Annotated in this window: 14 protein-coding genes; 5 read left to right on the plus strand and 9 right to left on the minus strand. The window is 61.1% G+C overall.

The genetic code is table 11. From position 1 onward, the window contains the following. Positions 1 to 24: 24 nt before the first annotated feature. Positions 25 to 1,095 (minus strand): quinone-dependent dihydroorotate dehydrogenase, encoded by a 1,071-nt coding sequence (locus JOE60_RS09680; RefSeq protein ID WP_167266257.1) that lies wholly within the window; start codon positions 1,093 to 1,095, stop codon positions 25 to 27. A gap of 68 nt (positions 1,096 to 1,163) precedes the next feature. Between JOE60_RS09680 and JOE60_RS09685 the strand changes: the two genes are divergently transcribed. The 3 genes from JOE60_RS09685 to JOE60_RS09695 are packed head-to-tail and all read left to right on the plus strand — an operon-like array spanning position 1,164 to position 4,971. After that, on the plus strand, positions 1,164 to 2,846 hold the full coding sequence (locus tag JOE60_RS09685; protein WP_167266252.1) for an FAD-binding dehydrogenase: 1,683 nt from the start codon (positions 1,164 to 1,166) through the stop codon (positions 2,844 to 2,846). 9 nt (positions 2,847 to 2,855) lie between these two features. Next, on the plus strand, positions 2,856 to 3,905 hold the full coding sequence (locus JOE60_RS09690; protein WP_167266248.1) for an alpha/beta hydrolase: 1,050 nt from the start codon (positions 2,856 to 2,858) through the stop codon (positions 3,903 to 3,905). Beyond that, positions 3,898 to 4,971 carry an alpha/beta hydrolase gene (locus JOE60_RS09695; RefSeq protein WP_167266244.1) on the plus strand — a complete coding sequence of 358 codons (1,074 nt, stop codon included), beginning with the start codon at positions 3,898 to 3,900 and terminating at the stop codon, positions 4,969 to 4,971. The genes JOE60_RS09690 and JOE60_RS09695 overlap by 8 nt, the downstream gene beginning before the upstream one ends. A gap of 15 nt (positions 4,972 to 4,986) precedes the next feature. Here JOE60_RS09695 and JOE60_RS09700 read toward each other — a convergent pair whose 3' ends face one another. The 3 genes from JOE60_RS09700 to leuA all read right to left on the minus strand — a co-directional run bounded on the left by JOE60_RS09700 (position 4,987) and on the right by leuA (position 8,391). After that, the gene (locus JOE60_RS09700) at positions 4,987 to 5,811 is read right to left on the minus strand and encodes an isoprenyl transferase (RefSeq protein WP_167266240.1); all 825 of its coding nucleotides are present in this window, start codon (positions 5,809 to 5,811) and stop codon (positions 4,987 to 4,989) included. A 2-nt stretch (positions 5,812 to 5,813) separates the two neighbouring features. Further along, positions 5,814 to 6,566 (minus strand): DNA repair protein RecO, encoded by a 753-nt coding sequence (gene recO, locus JOE60_RS09705; RefSeq protein ID WP_167266235.1) that lies wholly within the window; start codon positions 6,564 to 6,566, stop codon positions 5,814 to 5,816. A gap of 85 nt (positions 6,567 to 6,651) precedes the next feature. Continuing rightward, a complete protein-coding gene (gene leuA / locus JOE60_RS09710) occupies positions 6,652 to 8,391 on the minus strand; it encodes a 2-isopropylmalate synthase (RefSeq protein WP_167266231.1) in 1,740 nt (579 codons plus the stop codon). 247 nt (positions 8,392 to 8,638) lie between these two features. Here leuA and JOE60_RS09715 point away from each other — a divergent pair, with 247 nt between their 5' ends. Next, the gene (locus JOE60_RS09715) at positions 8,639 to 10,591 is read left to right on the plus strand and encodes a M13-type metalloendopeptidase (protein WP_167266227.1); all 1,953 of its coding nucleotides are present in this window, start codon (positions 8,639 to 8,641) and stop codon (positions 10,589 to 10,591) included. A 99-nt stretch (positions 10,592 to 10,690) separates the two neighbouring features. On the opposite strand, the gene JOE60_RS09720 is transcribed toward JOE60_RS09715, so the two are convergent. From JOE60_RS09720 to JOE60_RS09740, 5 genes are all read right to left on the minus strand, one after another. Continuing rightward, positions 10,691 to 12,265, minus strand: a complete 1,575-nt coding sequence (locus JOE60_RS09720; protein WP_167266223.1) for an LCP family glycopolymer transferase — start codon at positions 12,263 to 12,265, stop codon at positions 10,691 to 10,693. A 107-nt stretch (positions 12,266 to 12,372) separates the two neighbouring features. Continuing rightward, positions 12,373 to 13,335 carry a GTPase Era gene (gene era / locus JOE60_RS09725; RefSeq protein WP_167266220.1) on the minus strand — a complete coding sequence of 321 codons (963 nt, stop codon included), beginning with the start codon at positions 13,333 to 13,335 and terminating at the stop codon, positions 12,373 to 12,375. Further along, positions 13,319 to 14,650, minus strand: a complete 1,332-nt coding sequence (locus JOE60_RS09730) for a hemolysin family protein (RefSeq protein ID WP_167266216.1) — start codon at positions 14,648 to 14,650, stop codon at positions 13,319 to 13,321. Before JOE60_RS09730 ends, era begins: the two co-directional genes overlap by 17 nt. After that, a complete protein-coding gene (gene ybeY / locus JOE60_RS09735; RefSeq protein WP_167266212.1) occupies positions 14,647 to 15,120 on the minus strand; it encodes an rRNA maturation RNase YbeY in 474 nt (157 codons plus the stop codon). The genes JOE60_RS09730 and ybeY overlap by 4 nt, the downstream gene beginning before the upstream one ends. After that, a complete protein-coding gene (locus JOE60_RS09740; RefSeq protein WP_167266204.1) occupies positions 15,117 to 16,199 on the minus strand; it encodes a PhoH family protein in 1,083 nt (360 codons plus the stop codon). The genes ybeY and JOE60_RS09740 overlap by 4 nt, the downstream gene beginning before the upstream one ends. A gap of 357 nt (positions 16,200 to 16,556) precedes the next feature. Here JOE60_RS09740 and JOE60_RS09745 point away from each other — a divergent pair, with 357 nt between their 5' ends. Beyond that, on the plus strand, positions 16,557 to 17,429 hold the full coding sequence (locus JOE60_RS09745) for a GerMN domain-containing protein (RefSeq protein WP_204814998.1): 873 nt from the start codon (positions 16,557 to 16,559) through the stop codon (positions 17,427 to 17,429). Positions 17,430 to 17,431 lie beyond the last annotated feature (2 nt).

Genomic DNA, 17,431 nt, shown 5'->3' on the forward strand with positions numbered 1-17,431 from the left:
CGTTCTGCATTATCCACTGCCCGGCTAGCCCCGACGCAACTTCACCAGGTCCTTGTTGATTCGGGAGGCCCAGAACGGACCCTCGTAGAGAAATGCTGTGTAGCCCTGAACCAGGGTTGCGCCGGCGTCCAGGCGATCCTGGACGTCGCGGCCGGTTTCGACTCCCCCTACAGCGATGAGGACCAATTGGTCTCCCACGGCCGCCTTGAGCCGTCGCAGGACTTCGAGGGATCGCTGCTTGAGGGGCGCGCCGGATAGACCGCCTGCTCCCAGAGACTCCACTTTGCCGGCATCGGAAACGAGGCCTGTCCGGGAGATGGTTGTGTTGGTGGCAATAATGCCGTCCAGCTTGAGGTCCAAGGCGAGCCGCGCGACGTCGTCGATATCTTCGTCGGACAGGTCCGGCGCGATCTTGACCAACAACGGAACGTGGCGGCCGGCGGCTTCGTCGGCCGCGTCGCCCACCGCACGCAACAGTGGCCGCAGTGTTTCTACGTTTTGCAGGAGCCTGAGGCCGGGGGTGTTCGGAGAGCTGACATTGACCACAAGATAGTCGGCTGTCGGGGCCAGGCTCCGTGCGCTGACCAAGTAGTCCTGCGTTGCAGCATCAAGATCCACGGCTTTGGTTTTGCCGATATTGACGCCGATAATCGGCCGCACCCCACCATGGGTCCGCTGCAAGGCAGCCCGGGCGGACTTCAGCCGAGGCGCCACAGCAGCAGCGCCGTCGTTGTTGAACCCCATACGGTTAATGACCGCCCGGTCTTCGATGAGGCGGAACAACCGGGGTTTGTCATTCCCAGGCTGGGCCTGTCCGGTGATGGTGCCTACCTCCACGTGCCCGAATCCGAGCTCAGTCAGGGCCTCGATGCCGTGACCTTCCTTGTCGAAGCCGGCTGCCAGGCCGAAAGGCGAAGGGAATGTCAGACCCAACGCCTCTGTGCGCAGTGATTCCGGGGGTGCGGTCATCCGGGCCAGAATTTTTCCGGCGCCCGACGTGTGGGCAGCCCGGATCCCTTGGAAGCCGATTTTGTGTGCCTTCTCGGCATCCATCCAGGAGAAGGCCACCTTGAAGAAAGTGGGGTAGAAACGCATGTTCCTAGTTTTCCTGTTCCGGGTCAAGGGACCAAACCCATGACCATGCCGCCCGCTACCATGTAGCAATGCCCATGGATCCTGGTGACACACATCATGCACGCCTGAAAATCACCGCCGACGTTCTTGTGGTAGGTGCTGGCCTCTCAGGATTGGTTGCCGCAGCGACGGCCTATGCCGCCGGCAAGTCAGTTGCCGTATTGGATCAGGAACCCGAAGCCTCCCTGGGTGGGCAGGCCCACTGGTCGTTCGGTGGCTTGTTCATGGTGGACACCCCGGAGCAGCGCCGCCTCGGCGTCAAGGACAGCCCGGAACTTGCGCTGAGCGACTGGCTGGCCTCCGCCGCATTCGATCAGGCTACGGACAAGCAGGCCCGGCAATGGGCAGAGGCTTACGTGAACTTCGCGTCCGGTGAGAAGCGGGCATGGCTCAAGAGCCTTGGTGTGGGCATTTTTCCCTTGGTCCAATGGGCGGAGCGTGGTGGCTATGGGCCGCAAGGCCACGGCAACAGCGTTCCGCGGTTCCACGTCACGTGGGGTACCGGCCCGGGCCTCGTCGAACCCTTCCTTGCCAAGGTCATGGAAGGCGTCGAACGGGGAAAGGTCTCCCTGCATTTCCGCCATAGGGCCCGGGCCCTGGTGATGACCGGGGACACTGTTACCGGGGTCAGCGGTGACTTGCTGGAAGGTTCGACGGCGGCCCGAGGCCAGGCTTCGTCCCGGCTGGCTGTTGGTGACTTCGAGGCATCCGCCGGAGCCGTGGTGGTCACCACCGGTGGAATCGGAGCCAACCATGAAAAGGTCCGCCGACAGTGGCCCGGCGGTAACGCACCTGCATCCATGCTGAGCGGCGTGCCTGCTTCGGTTGATGGCGACTTTCTGTCGGTGGTAGAGAAAGCCGGCGGAGCCCTGGTGAACGGCCAGAGGATGTGGCATTACCCGGAAGGCATCAGGAGCCTGGATCCCGTGTGGCCACGCCATGGCATCCGCATTCTCCCCGGGCCGTCGTCACTGTGGTTGGATGCGGAGGGAAAACAACTGCCTGCTCCACTCTTTCCGGGCTTTGATTCCCAAGGGGCGCTGCGGCACATCGTGGCAACCGGGCACAGCTATTCATGGTTTGTCCTGAACCGAACCATCGCACTTAAGGAACTGGCCTTGTCCGGCTCGGAGCAGAATCCTGACCTCACGGACAAGAACGTCAAGCTCCTGCTATCCCGCGTCAGGCCCGGCATGGACACGCCGATCCAAAGATTTTTGGATCGCGGCGCTGATTTTGTTTCGGCGGCAAAGCCGGCGGCCCTTGCCCACGCCATGAACCAGCTTGTGGACGATCCACTGATCGATGCAGGCACCCTGGAAGCCCTGATACTTGACCGGGACCGGCAGGTGGCGACCGGGCTGGGCAAGGATCCCCAGCTCGCCGCCATCAGGTCAGCCCGCCGCTTTGCCACGGACAAGATCATGAGGGTTGCACCCCCTCACCGACTCACAGACCCCGCCCATGGCCCGTTGGTTGCCATCCGGCTTTCCGTGGTGACAAGGAAGAGCCTGGGTGGACTCCAGACCGACGCGGGCTCGCGTGTCCTCAGCGACGACGGCACTCCGATCCCGGGACTCTTCGCGGCAGGGGAAGCGGCTGGATTCGGCGGTGGGGGCATCCATGGCTACCGGGCTTTGGAAGGAACGTTCCTCGGAGGATGCATGTTCACCGGCAGATCCGCGGGACAGAGTGCCGCCGGAACTGTCTAAGCTAATGCCATGGAGTGGACGGATGACTTTTTGGGGGCGGACTTCCAATCCTGCGCCATAGATGCCGAAGGTGCTGATGGCGTGGTCCGCCACGCTACGTTGATCAGGCACAGGGCGTGCTGGGAATCGGGCACCAACCAGTCGCGGACCCAGCCATCCAAGATTCCACACACCGGTGCCGTACTGTTCCTGCACGGGTGGAGTGACTACTTCTTTAATACCGAGCTCGCCACCTTCTGGGCGGCACAAGGCTATGACTTCTACGCCCTGGATATGCATAACCACGGACGGAGCCTGCTGGATAACTCCCCCGGGGGCTACGTTGCCGATCTTTCGTTCTACGATCCGGAGATCCAGGCGGCCGTGGACGTTATCCGGGGAGATCGAAAGACGCCGCCGGCGAGTCTGGCGCTGATGGGGCATTCCACCGGAGGCCTCGTAGCCGCGTTGTGGGCAAGCCGCAACTCAGGTCAGGTCCACCATCTGATCCTGGACAGCCCTTGGTTGGAAATGCACGGGAACGCCCTGGTGCGCCGGACTGCGCAGGCCATGGTGGCGCCCTTGGCGCGGTTCCGTCCGGAAGCCGTGTTGAGATTGCCCGAGCGTGGCTTCTACTTCCGCAGTATCAGCAGTACTGAGGAAGGCGAATGGACCTTGGACTCGAGGTACCGGCCACCCTTGGCTTTTCCCGTCCGGGCAGGCTGGCTTAATGCCGTCTTTGCCGGCCACGCGGCGGTGGCACGTGGTTTGAAGCTGGAGATGCCGGTCCTGGTACTGACATCGGCCGACAGCGCCAACGGCATGGTCTGGCAGGAGTCCATGCGACGTGCTGATGCCGTGCTGGACGTCAGCATCATTGCCTTGCGAGCCATGTCCTTGGGACGCACCGTGACCTTGGAGAGAATCGACGGCGCCCTTCATGATGTCTTCTTATCCGCGCCGGAGGTCCGGCAGGACGCCTACCGCAGGTTGGAACGGTGGATTGGTGGATTCATGAAACCCTCACCAGGCACACTGAACACTTCACCAGGAACGCTGAACAAGGGGAATGATGACTGATCCCGGGCTACCCGCGCCACAGTGGCAGCCGGACGTCCTGGGCCACGGCTATGAATACCTCGACCTGCCGCTGGCTCCGGATGAAGAAGGTCCGGCCAAGGCGACACTTGTCCGGTACGCTCCACCCTCGGCCAACCCACCGCCGCATGGACTGCTGGACTTTCTTGCCTCATTCACCACGAGAAAACGGCGGGCCGCGCCGGCAGACCCCGGCGGTGCGCCCAAGGTTGTCCTCTATTTGCATGGCTGGGCGGACTACTTCCTTCAGACCGAGTTGGCTGAGTATTTGGCAGCCTCCGGTTTCTACTTTTATGCCGTCGACCTCAGGAAATTCGGGCGTAGCCTCTCCCCCGGGCAAACCCCCGGGTACGCCGCGGACCTCGGAGTCTACGACGAAGACCTCGCGGCAGCATTGGCAGCGATAGAATGGGATGTGGCTGAGCGGAGTGACAATACCGCTGCACCCACCATTCACATGATTGCCCACTCCCTGGGAGGACTCATCGCTGCCTTGTGGGCGGACCGAAACCCCGGCAGGGTGGGAACCCTGGTTTTGAATTCCCCGTGGCTGGAGCTGCAGGGAAGCAGCCTGGTCAGGAGTATTGCCATGCACTTGGTGGAACCGTTCGCACGCACAGACCCCAAACGTCCTTTCAGGTTTCCCGAAATGCCCGCCTACTGGCAGAGCGTCAGCAATGAAGCGCACGGAGAATGGATGCTTGATCCCGTCTGGCGGCCCAGGGCATCTTTTCCCATCAGGGCTGGCTGGACCAAAGCTGTCCTGGCCGGGCACGCTGCCGTGGAGCGAAAGCTCAGCATCGATGCACCTGTCCTGGTGCTCCTCTCCGGTCGGACCAGGATCCAAGGCGAATGGACGCCGGACCTGATGCGGGCCGACGCAGTGATTGACGTGGAAGAGACCGCCAGAAGGTCACTCGGTTTGGGCCGGAGAACCGCGGTCTTCCGATATCCCGGCGCCCTTCATGACATCTTCCTGTCCCGGCGGACAGTACGCCAGCAGGCCTACCGTGACGTGGCTGCGTGGTTGGCGGCCTACCCATATTGAACCAGCACGAATGTGCTAACTCGTGGTGGCAGCGGCGTCCACGGCTCCGCCATAGCGGCGATCGCGCTTTGCGTAGATTTCGACGGCATCCCACAGGGTCCGCCGATCGACGTCGGGCCACAAGGTATCCATGAAGACGAATTCTGCGTAGGCAGATTGCCACAGAAGGAAGTTTGAGAGCCGCTGCTCCCCCGAACTGCGAAGGAACAAGTCAACGTCCGGGAGGTCCGGCTCATCCAGATACTTCTGGATGGTTTTTTCCGAAACAGCACCGGGCTTCAGGCGCCCATCGGCCACGTCCCGGGCAATTGCTGCCACGGCGTCGGCAATTTCAGCACGTCCGCCGTAATTAACACACATGGTTAGTGTGCAGGTGTCATTGGCCCGGGTGTATTCCTCTGCCTCTTCCAGTTCTTTGATAACCGAGCCCCAGAGGCGGGGACGACGGCCAGCCCAGCGGATCCTCACACCCCACTCATCAAGCTGGTTGCGTTGCCGGCGTAGCACATCTTTGTTAAATCCCATGAGGAACCGGACTTCCTCCGGGGAGCGCCGCCAGTTCTCTGTTGAGAAGGCGTAGACACTGACGTACTTGATTCCCATTTCGATGGCTCCGGCCATCACATCCAGCAATGCGGGTTCCCCCGCTTTGTGCCCCTCCACACGTGGAAGTCCGCGCTGGTTGGCCCATCGACCGTTCCCATCCATCACAATGGCGACGTGCTGGGGAATGAGCTCGCGTGGAATGACGGGTGGAACGGCTCCGGAAGGGTGCCCATACGGAACCACCACGGGCGTGCTTCGAGGCGTTGCGGGCCTGTTCTTCTTACCAAGTGCCACGGTTAATTTCGCTCCACGTGTTTGAGGGATTTCAGGGCGCGTTCCAAGTGCCATTGAAGGTAGCTGGCCACCAGACCGGCCGCCTCGCGACGGTGGCGTGGGTCCGAAATATCGGCGACGCCCCAGTTTCCGGTCAACAGCGCACCCAGCAACCGGACAGTTTCCGGAGCGGGCGCCGGTGAACCAGGGGGCCTGCAGTCACTGCACACCATGCCACCGACCGGTGCGGCGAAGGCTGTGTGGGGACCCGGCCGGCCGCAACGGGCGCAGTCCGTAAAACTGGGAGCCCAACCACCCGTGGCCAAAGCACGGAGGAGATACGAATCAAGGATGAGCTCAGGGGGATGGTCTGATCGGCTCAACGCTGCAAGCGCGCCCACCAGCAGGTTGTACTGGGCCGTCCCGGACTCGGTGTCAGCATCAGTCAACTTCTCAGCTGTTTCCGTCATCGCGGCCGCAACAGTGAACCTGCCGTAGTCGGCGGCAATGCTGCTTCCGTAGGCACCCTTGGCCACGGCCTGCGTGACGATATCCAGCGTCCTTCCGGACACCAACTGCAGGTCAGCAACCATGAAGGGTTCGAGCCTCGCTCCAAACCGGCTGCTGGTTCTCCGGACGCCCTTGGCCACGGCCCGGACTTGTCCGTGGTGCTTTGTCAGCAGGGTGATGATCCGGTCTGCCTCACCCAGCTTGTGGGTACGGAGCACCACGGCATCATCCCTGTAGGAGCGTGCTGCGAACGATGGATTGGCCACGTCTCATCTTCCCACTATGCGGGGGCCGGCCACGACAATCGGACCGTGTGGTGACGGGAAATCCCGTCACCACACGGAGGAGGTGTCAGGCCTGGGCGTCGCGAACGGCCCGGTTGACTGCCGAGATCAGGGCCTTCAACGACGAGGTCGTGGTGCTGGGATCAATACCAACACCCCAGAGCACACGTTCACCTACAGCGCATTCAACATAGGCTGCCGCACTTGCGCTGCCACCTTCGGACAAGGCGTGCTCACTGTAGTCGAGTACCCGGACATCCACGCCGTCGTGATGCAGGATGTCCAGCAGTGCGGCGATCGGACCGTTGCCGTGCCCGGTCCGTCGAACTTCATTTCCATCGATGCGCAGGTTCGCGTTCATGGTCATGGCACCGGATTCATCGGTTTCCGTGCTCACGCTTCCCAAGGTGTACCGGCCCCACTGGGACTGTTCCTCCTCCGACGGCAGGTACTCGTCCTGGAAGATCTGCCACAGCTGGGAGCCACTGACTTCGCCGCCCACCGCATCCGTGCGTCGCTGGATGACGCCCGAGAATTCAATCTGTGCCCGGCGGGGCAGATCCAGGTTGTGCTCGTTTTTCAGCAGGTAGGCGACGCCACCCTTGCCGGACTGGGAGTTGACCCTGATCACAGCTTCATAGCTGCGTCCCAGGTCCTTGGGGTCCACCGGCAGGTACGGTACCTGCCAGGTGAAGTCCTTGACGTCCTTGCCGGCGGCCGCAGCGTCCTTCTCCAGTGCCTCGAAACCCTTTTTGATGGCGTCCTGGTGGGATCCCGAGAAGGCGGTGAACACGAGGTCGCCACCGTACGGGGAGCGCTCCGGTACGGGCAACTGGTTGCAATACTCCACGGTGCGGCGGACTTCGTCGATATCGGAGAAATCGATCATGGGATCCACGCCCTGGACGAACATGTTCAAGCCGAGTGTCACCAGGTCAACGTTGCCGGTCCGCTCACCGTTTCCAAACAGGCAACCCTCAATGCGGTCAGCCCCGGCCAGGTAACCCAGCTCGGCTGCAGCCACGCCGGTGCCCCGGTCATTGTGCGGGTGCAGGGAAATGATGATGCCCTCGCGGGGGTGGAGATTACGGTGCATCCACTCGATGGAGTCCGCATACACATTGGGGGTGGCCATCTCCACGGTGGCAGGCAGGTTGATGATGACCTGGTTGTCGGCAGATGCTTCAAAGACATCGGCGATGGCGTTGCATACGCGTGCTGCATACTCCAGCTCGGTTCCCGTAAAGGACTCCGGCGAGTACTCGTAGGTGATGTGGGTGTCCTCGAGGGTTTCTTCGTATTTCTTGCACAAGCGTGCACCCTGCATGGCGATGTCCAGAATGCCGTCCTCGTCCTGGTTGAAGACCACACGACGCTGCAGGACAGACGTTGAGTTGTAGAGGTGGACGATAGCCTGCTTGGCGCCCACCAAAGATTCGTAGGTCCGCTCGATCAGGTGTTCACGGGCTTGGGTCAGGACCTGGATGGTAACGTCCCCGGGAATGTGGCCGCCCTCAATCAACTGACGAACAAAATCAAAGTCGGTCTGGGAAGCCGAGGGGAAGCCGACCTCGATTTCCTTGTAACCCATCTTTACCAGCAGCTGGAACATCTTCAGTTTGCGGGCCGGGCTCATGGGATCGATCAGGGCCTGGTTGCCATCACGGAGGTCCACTGCACACCAGCGGGGTGCTTTGGTGATGACCTTGTCCGGCCACGTGCGGTCCGGAACGTCTACGGCGATCTGGTCCTGGAACGGCAGGTAGCGGTGAACGGGCATACCTGAGGGCTTTTGTGCATTACGCATGGTGTGGCCTTTTCTCTAAGAACTAAGTGAAAGCTTAGCCGGACACAACGGAACTCCGCGGCGAGGATGGCCCAGCGTCAGATAGCTTTCAGGCCTCGCCGCGGCAGCTAAGAAGAAGCATTTCCGCACGCACAAATTCACAGTAACACGGTGCGTATGATGACAGTGCAACACCTCACGCAACGTCCACTATGCAGACGCCGCAACGGTGGAACAGCCGGCAGCAGCGTCCACACAAGGAGCCACAGTGCCACAGTCGGGGATCTCTCTTTCCTACATCGATCACAACGTCCGGCCCCAGGACGACCTTTACCAACACGTCAACGGCGCATGGCTCAGCACCACGAAGATCCCCGATGACCGTGCACTGGAAGGGACCTTCACAGCTTTGCGGGACGGGGCCGAGCTGGCTGTCAAAGAAATCATTGAAGAGGCAGCAGGCAAGGCCGGGGATGCCACCGGTGTTGAGCAGCAGGTGGGGGCGCTCTACGCCAGCTTCATGGACGAGGCCGCGGCAGAGCGAAAGGGCCTTGACCCCCTTCGCGCCCGGCTCCAGGAAGTGCGGGATGTCGCATCACTCCAGGAACTGGTTGCCCTCCTGGGCAAGCTTTTTCGCTGCGATGTCTCCGGACTCTTCTCCATCTACCCGGCACCTGACGCCGGAAATCCCGAGCGCATCCTCTTGTATATCGGCCAGGGTGGCCTGGGGCTGCCGGATGAGTCCTACTACCGTGAGGATAAGTTCGCGGACATCGTTGCCGCTTATGGCGACTACATCTCCAAACTTTTTACCTTGGCAGGTGTTGAAGACTCCGGCGCTGCTGCGGTCCGCGTTGTTGCACTCGAAACCGCCCTGGCGTCTTCCCACTGGGACAACGTGACCTTGAGGAACCCGCAGAAGACATACAACCTGAAAACGGCCGCGGAAGCGGAGGCGCTCTTCCCCCTGCTGGAAACCTGGTTCGAAGCGGCCGGCATTGAACCCTCAAAACGCGGGGAGATTGTTGTCAGCACCCCGGACTTCTTCGCCGAAGCCGCGTCCCTGATGGTCAATGAACAGCTGGAAACCTGGAAAGAGTGGCTGACCCTCCGGGTCATCAGCTCAGCAGCACCATACCTCTCCTCGGAGTTCGTGACCACGAACTTTGATTTCTACGGCACCAAACTCAGCGGCACTCCCCAAAACAAGGAACGCTGGAAGCGCGGCGTATCAGTGGTGGAGGCCGCCTTGGGCGAAGCCGTAGGCCAGATTTACGTGGAACGCCACTTCCCACCTGGACACAAGGCCCGCATGGAGACTCTGGTAGCCAACTTGATTGAGGCGTACAGGGAAAGCATTGCCTCCCTGGAGTGGATGAGCGAAGAAACAAAGAGTGAAGCCCTGAAGAAACTGCAGGCCTTCCGCCCCAAGATCGGGTTCCCTGACAAGTGGATCGATTACTCGGATGTAGTGATTGACCCCCACGATTTGCTGGGAAACGTTGAGAGGGCGCACAACGCCGACGTCGACCGGCACCTCGACGAAATCGGCAAACCGGTTGACCGCTCCAAATGGCTCATGACTCCGCAGACGGTCAACGCCTACTATCACCCCATGCTCAATGAGATCGTGTTCCCTGCGGCCATCCTCCAGCCGCCCTTCTTCAACGCCGACGCCGACGACGCTGTGAACTACGGTGGCATCGGTGCCGTCATTGGACACGAAATCGGCCACGGCTTCGATGACCAGGGCTCCCAGTTCGACGGAAGCGGGGCCCTGAGGAACTGGTGGACAGACGGTGATAGAGAAGCGTTCGAGTCGCTGACCGCAAAGCTGGTGGCACAGTATGACGCACTGTCGCCCTACGCCGCCCCGGACCACAAAGTCAACGGCAAACTGACCCTTGGCGAGAACATCGGGGATCTGGGTGGCTTGACGATCGCCTACAAGGCGTATCTCCTGAGCCTGAACGGCGCTGAACCCGAAGTGATTGATGGCTTCACCGGCCAACAGCGGTTCTTCATGTCCTGGGCAGCGGGGTGGCGCCAGGTGATCCGCGCCGAAGAAGCAATCCGCCGGCTGGCCACCGACCCGCACTCCCCCAACGAATTCCGGACCAACGCGATTGCACGGAACCTGACTCCCTTCCACGAGGCGTTCGATGTCTCCGAAGGGGATGGCATGTGGATGTCACCGGGTGAACGGGTCAGCATCTGGTAGGTCCGGGATTCCGTAAAGGATAAGCCGGGCCACGTGGTGTGGCCCGGCTTTTTCTCGGCTTTGTGTGGCTTCCTGCCCGGCAAGCGGCAGCTGGGTGACTTACTGGTCGATGTACAGCGGATTAACCTGCTGGCACACGGCATCGTTGGCAGTCTGGTTGACCACGTCCGGGGGGACAGAGGCCGCACCATAGACCGCCCCGGTCCCAAAGTCGGTTCCCACGTAAAGCTGAACCCCTGATACTCCCTGGGCCTGTTGGACCTGCGCGGAAGGAATACCGTAGAGCGTGGCAACATCTGCTGCTACGTCGGCGAATCCCTCACCGAAGTAGACCATGGTCTTGTCTACCGGATTGGCGAGGTAGGAGACCGACTGGGTAAAGCCGTTGCCGGTGAGGACTGCCAGAATTTCCTGGGCCCTGGTGTCTACTCCGCTGCCATTTGCCACTGCCACAGGCTGGATGGCTTTGTTGTAGGCAGGGACTGCAGGAGCGCTCGGCGTCGGAGCGGCCTGGGTCTCTGTGGCACCAGCCGTGGGTGTGCCGGTGGGAGTGGACGTTGCACCCGGTGTGGTCAGGTCCAGATCCGCCCGCAACGCCGCGAACAGCTGTGAAGCCTGGGGTTCAACAAGTTCAAGCCGGTTGGGGTCAACCGCTGCGGCCTGCGTGGGCACGGCAACGAAGGCGACCTTTGACACATCAATGTCCTTGAGCCGCCCGCCAATGGTCAGCAGCGAAGGAACGGATGCCAGCCCCTCGTCAACAGTGAGGTTCTGGGTGACGACGTCGGCTATCTGCAGGAGCCTCTGCGGATTGCCCAAGGTGCCTTCGCCCTTCAACTTGCGGGTCAAGGACGAAAGGAAAGCCTGCTGGCCCTTAATGCGGCCGAGGTCGCCGCCGTCGCCAAACGCGTGACGCGTCCTGAGGAAGGCGAGGGCTTGTTCGCCCTCCACCATGGAATCGCCCTTGGGCAGCCTAAGGCGGGAGTCAGGATCGAAGACGGGGTCGCTGACGCACACATTGACGCCACCGACGGCCTTGGAAAGTTCCTTGACGGCGTTGAAGTCCGCCATCATGAAGTGATCTATTTCCAGGCCGGTGAGCTTGTTGACCGTGTCCACGGCGCACCCAATTCCAGCCTCGGCCATCGCGGCGTTGATCATGACACCGCTGCGGGCGGGAAAAGTCTGGTTGTTGGTGCGATCGGTGCACTGCGGAACATCCACCAGGAGATCCCTGGGAAAGCTCATGACGCTGACCCGCTTGTTGTCCGCAGAGATATCCAACAACATCATGACGTCGGAGTGACCGTAGCCGGTGGAATCCTCGCTGCTTCCGTAATCGGCATTCTTACCGTCACGGGTGTCCGAACCGAGGATGAGAATCTGCAACCGGTCGGTCTTGTCATTGGCAGACGGTTCGCCCGAATCGCGGTTATCCGCCGCGCTCAAGGGAGCCTTGGTGATATTCGACTGCAATCTGATAAACCAGAAAGCGGCAAAGGCGACGCCGACCACCAACGTCACGGACACGACGCCTGTAACAATCTTCAGCCACAGCGGAAACCCCTGGCGTTCCTTCATATGCCTGGGGGTACCGTCGGCATCCTCCCCATGGCGTCCCGCAACGGGGCCGGCGGTGCCGGTGCCCTGCGGGCGGGCGTCACGACGTCGCACTATTCGGTTTACCTTTCTTGGAACACCACAATTCCCGCAATCATACGGGCCAATACTGGGAAATTCCCCTTCGAATTACAACGTAAAGGGAACAATATCAAGGGAGATCAGAACCCCAGCTTGACCAATTGCTTGGGATCGCGCTGCCAGTCCTTGGCCACCTTCACGTGGAGGTCAAGGTAGATCCTGGTGCCAAGGAGTGTTTCGATACCCTTGCGGGCGTTGGTGCCGACCTCCCGCAAACGGCTGCCGCCCTTGCCTATGATGATGGCTTTCTGGGACGGACGCTCAACATAGAGATTTACCCTGACATCCAACAACGGATTGTCCTCGGTCCGCCCTTCACGGGGCACAATTTCCTCAACGACCACTGCCAAGGAGTGCGGGAGCTCGTCGCGCACGCCCTCCAAGGCCGCCTCCCGGATAAGTTCGGCAATCATCACTGCCTCAGGCTCATCGGTGAGTTCGCCATCGGGGTAGAGGGGCGGCGACGGCGGCATGTGACCGATCAGGACATCGGCCACTGTGGAAACCTGGAAGCCATCAGCGGCAGACACCGGAACTATATCCGCCCAGCCCTGCTCGCCCAGGACCTCGCGGCCCAGAGCAGCCACGGCCAGCAGTTGTTCCGTCAGGGCCTGGCGGTCAACCAAGTCCGTTTTTGTCACCAGGGCAACGATAGGCTTCCGTCCAACGGCAGCGAGTTGCGCTGCAATGAACCTGTCACCAGGGCCGATCTTTTCATTGGCAGGCAAGCAAAACCCGATCGCATCAACTTCGGCAAGCGTGTCCGCGACGAGCTCGTTGAGGCGCTTTCCCAGGAGTGTGCGGGGTCGGTGGAGACCCGGCGTGTCCACCAGAATCAGCTGGGCATCGTCGCGGTGGACGATGCCGCGGATGGTGTGGCGGGTGGTCTGCGGTTTCGCTGACGTGATGGCCACTTTTTGGCCCACCAGCGCGTTGGTCAACGTTGATTTCCCCGCGTTGGGCCGTCCAACCAGCACCGAGAAGCCAGCGCGGAAGCCGCCGAAGTCCGAGTCGGCGTCGAATTTGTTACTTAGCTTGCTCACGTGGAACTCCCTGTTGCGTTGAGTCGGCGTCTTCGAGAAGGTCCTCAAAGTCAGTGTCTTCCTTTGGCATGGCTGCCGCAATGATATGGCTGACCCTGTTTCGGCGACCCTCTACCCTATCGGCTCTGAGGGAAACACCGTCGACCTCCACTGAACTCCCGACGATGGGGACCTGTCCGAGGGCCTTGGCCAGGAGGCCACCCACCGTGTCCACTTCGTCGTCGTCGAGGTCGATGTCGAAGAGTTCGCCAAGGTCATCGATGCTCATCCGGGCACTGACCCTGAATTGGCCGTCGCCCAAGTCAATGGCTTCTTCGGCCGCGGCGTCATATTCGTCAACGATCTCGCCGACGATTTCTTCGATCATGTCCTCGAGGGTCACCAACCCGGCTGTTCCGCCGTACTCGTCGATGACAATGGCCACATGCGTTGATTCCTGTTGAAGCTCCCGAAGGAGGTCGCTGACCAGCTTCGATTCAGGAACATAACGCACCTCCCTGGCCAGGGAATCGACGTCGTGGGCCTGCAGCCCCGGTTCGGTGCGATGCAAGGCGGCCGCTACGTCCTTGAGGTACAAAATGCCGCGGATCTGGTCCGTGTTCTCGCCAATCACCGGAATGCGGGAGTAGCCCGAACGCAGGAACAGCGCCATGGCCGATTCAAGGGTGGAACCGGTGGTGATACTGACGATGTCCGTCCGGGGAACCATGACTGAGCGGACCAGGGTGTCTCCGAAATCGAACACCGAGTGAATGAGCTCGGCCTCGTTGTCCTCGATCATGTCCGACTCCGCAGCGCGGTCCACGAATTCGCGGAACTCTTCCTCGCTGACGAAAGCGTCATCACCTGCCGGGGCACCGGGCGCCACAGCTTGGCCCAGCGCCACAAGCCAGGCCGGGATGGGGCCAAGAATCCAGCAGAGGAACCTGATCAGCGGAGCAGTGAACCGGACCACGGGGCCTGAGTGTGCCCTGCCAATCTGGCGGGGTGAAACGCCCACCAGAACGAAACCGATAACAGCCATGATGCCCGTGGCCGCCAGACCCGCCAGCCAGACATTGTCAAGGAGGCTGTGGAGGACGACCGCCACGGCCACGGCCGCAGCCATTTCGAACCACACGCGCCAGAACCGCAGCGCGCGCATGTGGGCGACCGGATTCTTCAGGATCCCACCCAGCGCCTTGCCCTTGCTGCGGACGATGGATTGTTCGGCTTCGTGGCGGGGAAGGAAGTTGAAAGCAGCTTCCGCTGCGGTCAGCAAAGCAACAAAGCTAAGAAATACCAGCGCCATGCCGACCAGGATGATCGAGGTCACTGCATGGTCTCCATCGGGGCATCCTTGCCCAGGAACTCGGACAACAGCTCACGCTGAAGGCCAAACATTTCCGCTTTTTCATCCGGCTCTGCGTGGTCGAAACCCAGCAGGTGCAGGATGCCGTGGGTGGTGAGGAGCAGCATCTCATCCTGGGTGGGGTGCCCGGCGTTCCGGGCCTGCACCTCTGCCACCTGTGGGCAGATGGCGATGTCACCCAGCATGCCCTGCGGCGTTGGCCTGCCCGGTGTCCCGGGCGTCAACTCATCCATGGGCACTGAGAGAACATCAGTTGCGCCGGGTTCGTCCATCAGCTCTATATGAAGCTTCTCCATGGCCGGTTCATCCACCAGGAGAATGGACAGCTCCGCTTGGGGATGGATGAAGAGCCGCTCAAAAATGAAACGGGACAGCGTCACCAACTGGGCCTCGTCCACCTCCACGCCGGACTCGTTGTTGACTTCAATGCTCATTTACGCTCTCCACGGTGGTGATTGTTGCTGTCTGTATTTGCGCGGTGAGCGTCGTCCCAAGTGCTGTAGGCCGACACGATATCGGCAACAAGGCGGTGCCGGACCACGTCCGCCGCTTCAAGAATGGAGAAGTTGACGTCGTCGATGCCGGTCAGGATCTCGCGGACAATCCGCAGGCCGGACGTTGCCCCAAAGGGAAGGTCCACCTGGGTCACGTCACCGGTGACCACCATCTTGGACCCGAAGCCGAGCCGGGTCAGGAACATCTTCATCTGTTCCGGAGTGGTGTTCTGGGCTTCGTCAAGGATGATGAAGGCGTCGTTCAGGGTCCGGCCACGCATGTAGGCCAGCGGTGCAACCTCAATGGTCCCGGCGGCCATGAGTCGCGGGATGGTCTCCGGATCCATCATGTCGTGCAGCGCGTCGTACAGCGGCCGGAGGTACGGGTCAATCTTGTCGCTCAGGGTGCCAGGCAGGAATCCCAGCCGCTCCCCCGCTTCCACAGCGGGACGGGTCAGGATGATCCGGCTGACTTCCTTGTTTTGGAGTGCCTGGACAGCTTTGGCCATGGCCAGGTAGGTCTTTCCCGTACCCGCCGGCCCAATACCGAAAATGACAGTGTTCTCATCGATGGCATCAACATAGTTCTTCTGGTTCAGCGTCTTGGGCCGGATGGTCCGGCCCCTGCTGGAGAGGATGTTGTGCGTGAGGACCTCAGCAGGGTTCTGCAGGGATTGGGAGCGGAGCATCGACACGAGCTGCTGGAGGACGTCGGGAGTCACCAAAGTGCCCTTGACCACCAGGCCACGAACTTCTTCCAGGAGGCGCATGACACGGGAGATATCTGCCGTGGGGCCCGTCATGGACAACTCGTTTCCACGTACGTGGAAATTCACGCCCTCAAAATGATCCTCGATATAGCGGAGGGCTTCATCGTGGCTTCCCAGCGAGTGAACCATTTGGTCGGAGTCATCAAAAGTGACAACTTCCGTGCGCGTGCCCGGTAACGTGTGCGGGAACTCGGTGGACGGCCGATTGCCGTTTCCGGCCTTGGGGCGCCCGTTCAACGATTCACTCATAGTGCCGGCCCTGGGGCCTTTTCTCCTCCTGCTGGGTAAATATCTCTGATGGGTTAATCCTACGCCAGCCGCCGAAGAGGCATAGTGCTGCCTGTCCGCACCGGCACGCAGGACAAATGCGGCCTTTTGTCTCAACTCGGCATCGAGCCGGTATCAATCACGTTTCAGTTGCCTCCCGCTCCCCTCATTCCCGGCCGACCGCCGTCGGGCATGTGCCAAGCTGGCATGGCGGGTGGATGCCCGCCTGTAGTCCGGGTCAGCAAAACCCGGGACCAATGCATCAGCAGGAACAGGACATCAGTGGCAGAAAATCATCGCGCACGCAGACGGACACGCTCCGTGACAGCTGTGCCTGCGATGCTTGCTGCCCTGTTGCTGACGGGATGCATCGCCAATGGCGGGGGAACACAGGTAAACACCGGCACGCCCGTGCCCACCGTCCTGGACGCGCCGGCCAGCAACGCTCCGCTGGAAACCACGCAGGCGTCCACCAAAATCCCGGTTTACTGGATCGGACGCAGCAAGGACGAGGTCTACCTCTACCGCGAATTCAGGGATATTTCCGGGGATGCCAACCCTGTGACCACTGCCCTGCGCATCATGATGTCGGACAAGCCGCTTGACCATGACTTCTTTACTCCATGGCAGCAGCCTGGCAGCCTGGCAACGTCCATCTCCGGCAAGAACGTCATTACAGTGGACGTCTCCCGCGATGCGTTCAACTCGAACCTTGACGCTGTGATGGCTCAAAGGGCTGTCCAACAGTTGGTGTACACCGCCACCGCTGCAGCGTCGTCGTCGGGCCTCATCAACTCCGGACAACAGATCCAAGTGGTGATCCTTGTGGATGGCCACACCGACTACATGGCCTTCGGCCAGGTGAAGCTCGGTCAACCGATGGCCCGCGACGCCTCCTTGGTGGCGCCGCTGTGGATCATAGATCCCCAGGAGGACGTGACCCTGCCTCCTGGAACCATCAAGTTCAACGGACGCAGCACGGACAGTTCCAAGACGATTGCCTGGCAGGTTCTCCAAGAGAACGGCAAGGGCGAGAAGACCAGCCTCCTCAACGGCCAGGCCAAAGCCACAGGTGAACCCGGCCAGTACGGATTGTTCACCATTGGCGCCACCCTCAAGGCCGGCAAGTACGAACTACGGGTTTCGCAGCTTGACGGCGCGGGCAAGATCATCGAATCCAGCACCGATACGCGCCTCTTCACTGTCGGCTGACG

Origin of the sequence: Paenarthrobacter ilicis, assembly GCF_016907545.1 — a bacterium.
Lineage (GTDB): Bacteria > Actinomycetota > Actinomycetes > Actinomycetales > Micrococcaceae > Arthrobacter > Arthrobacter ilicis.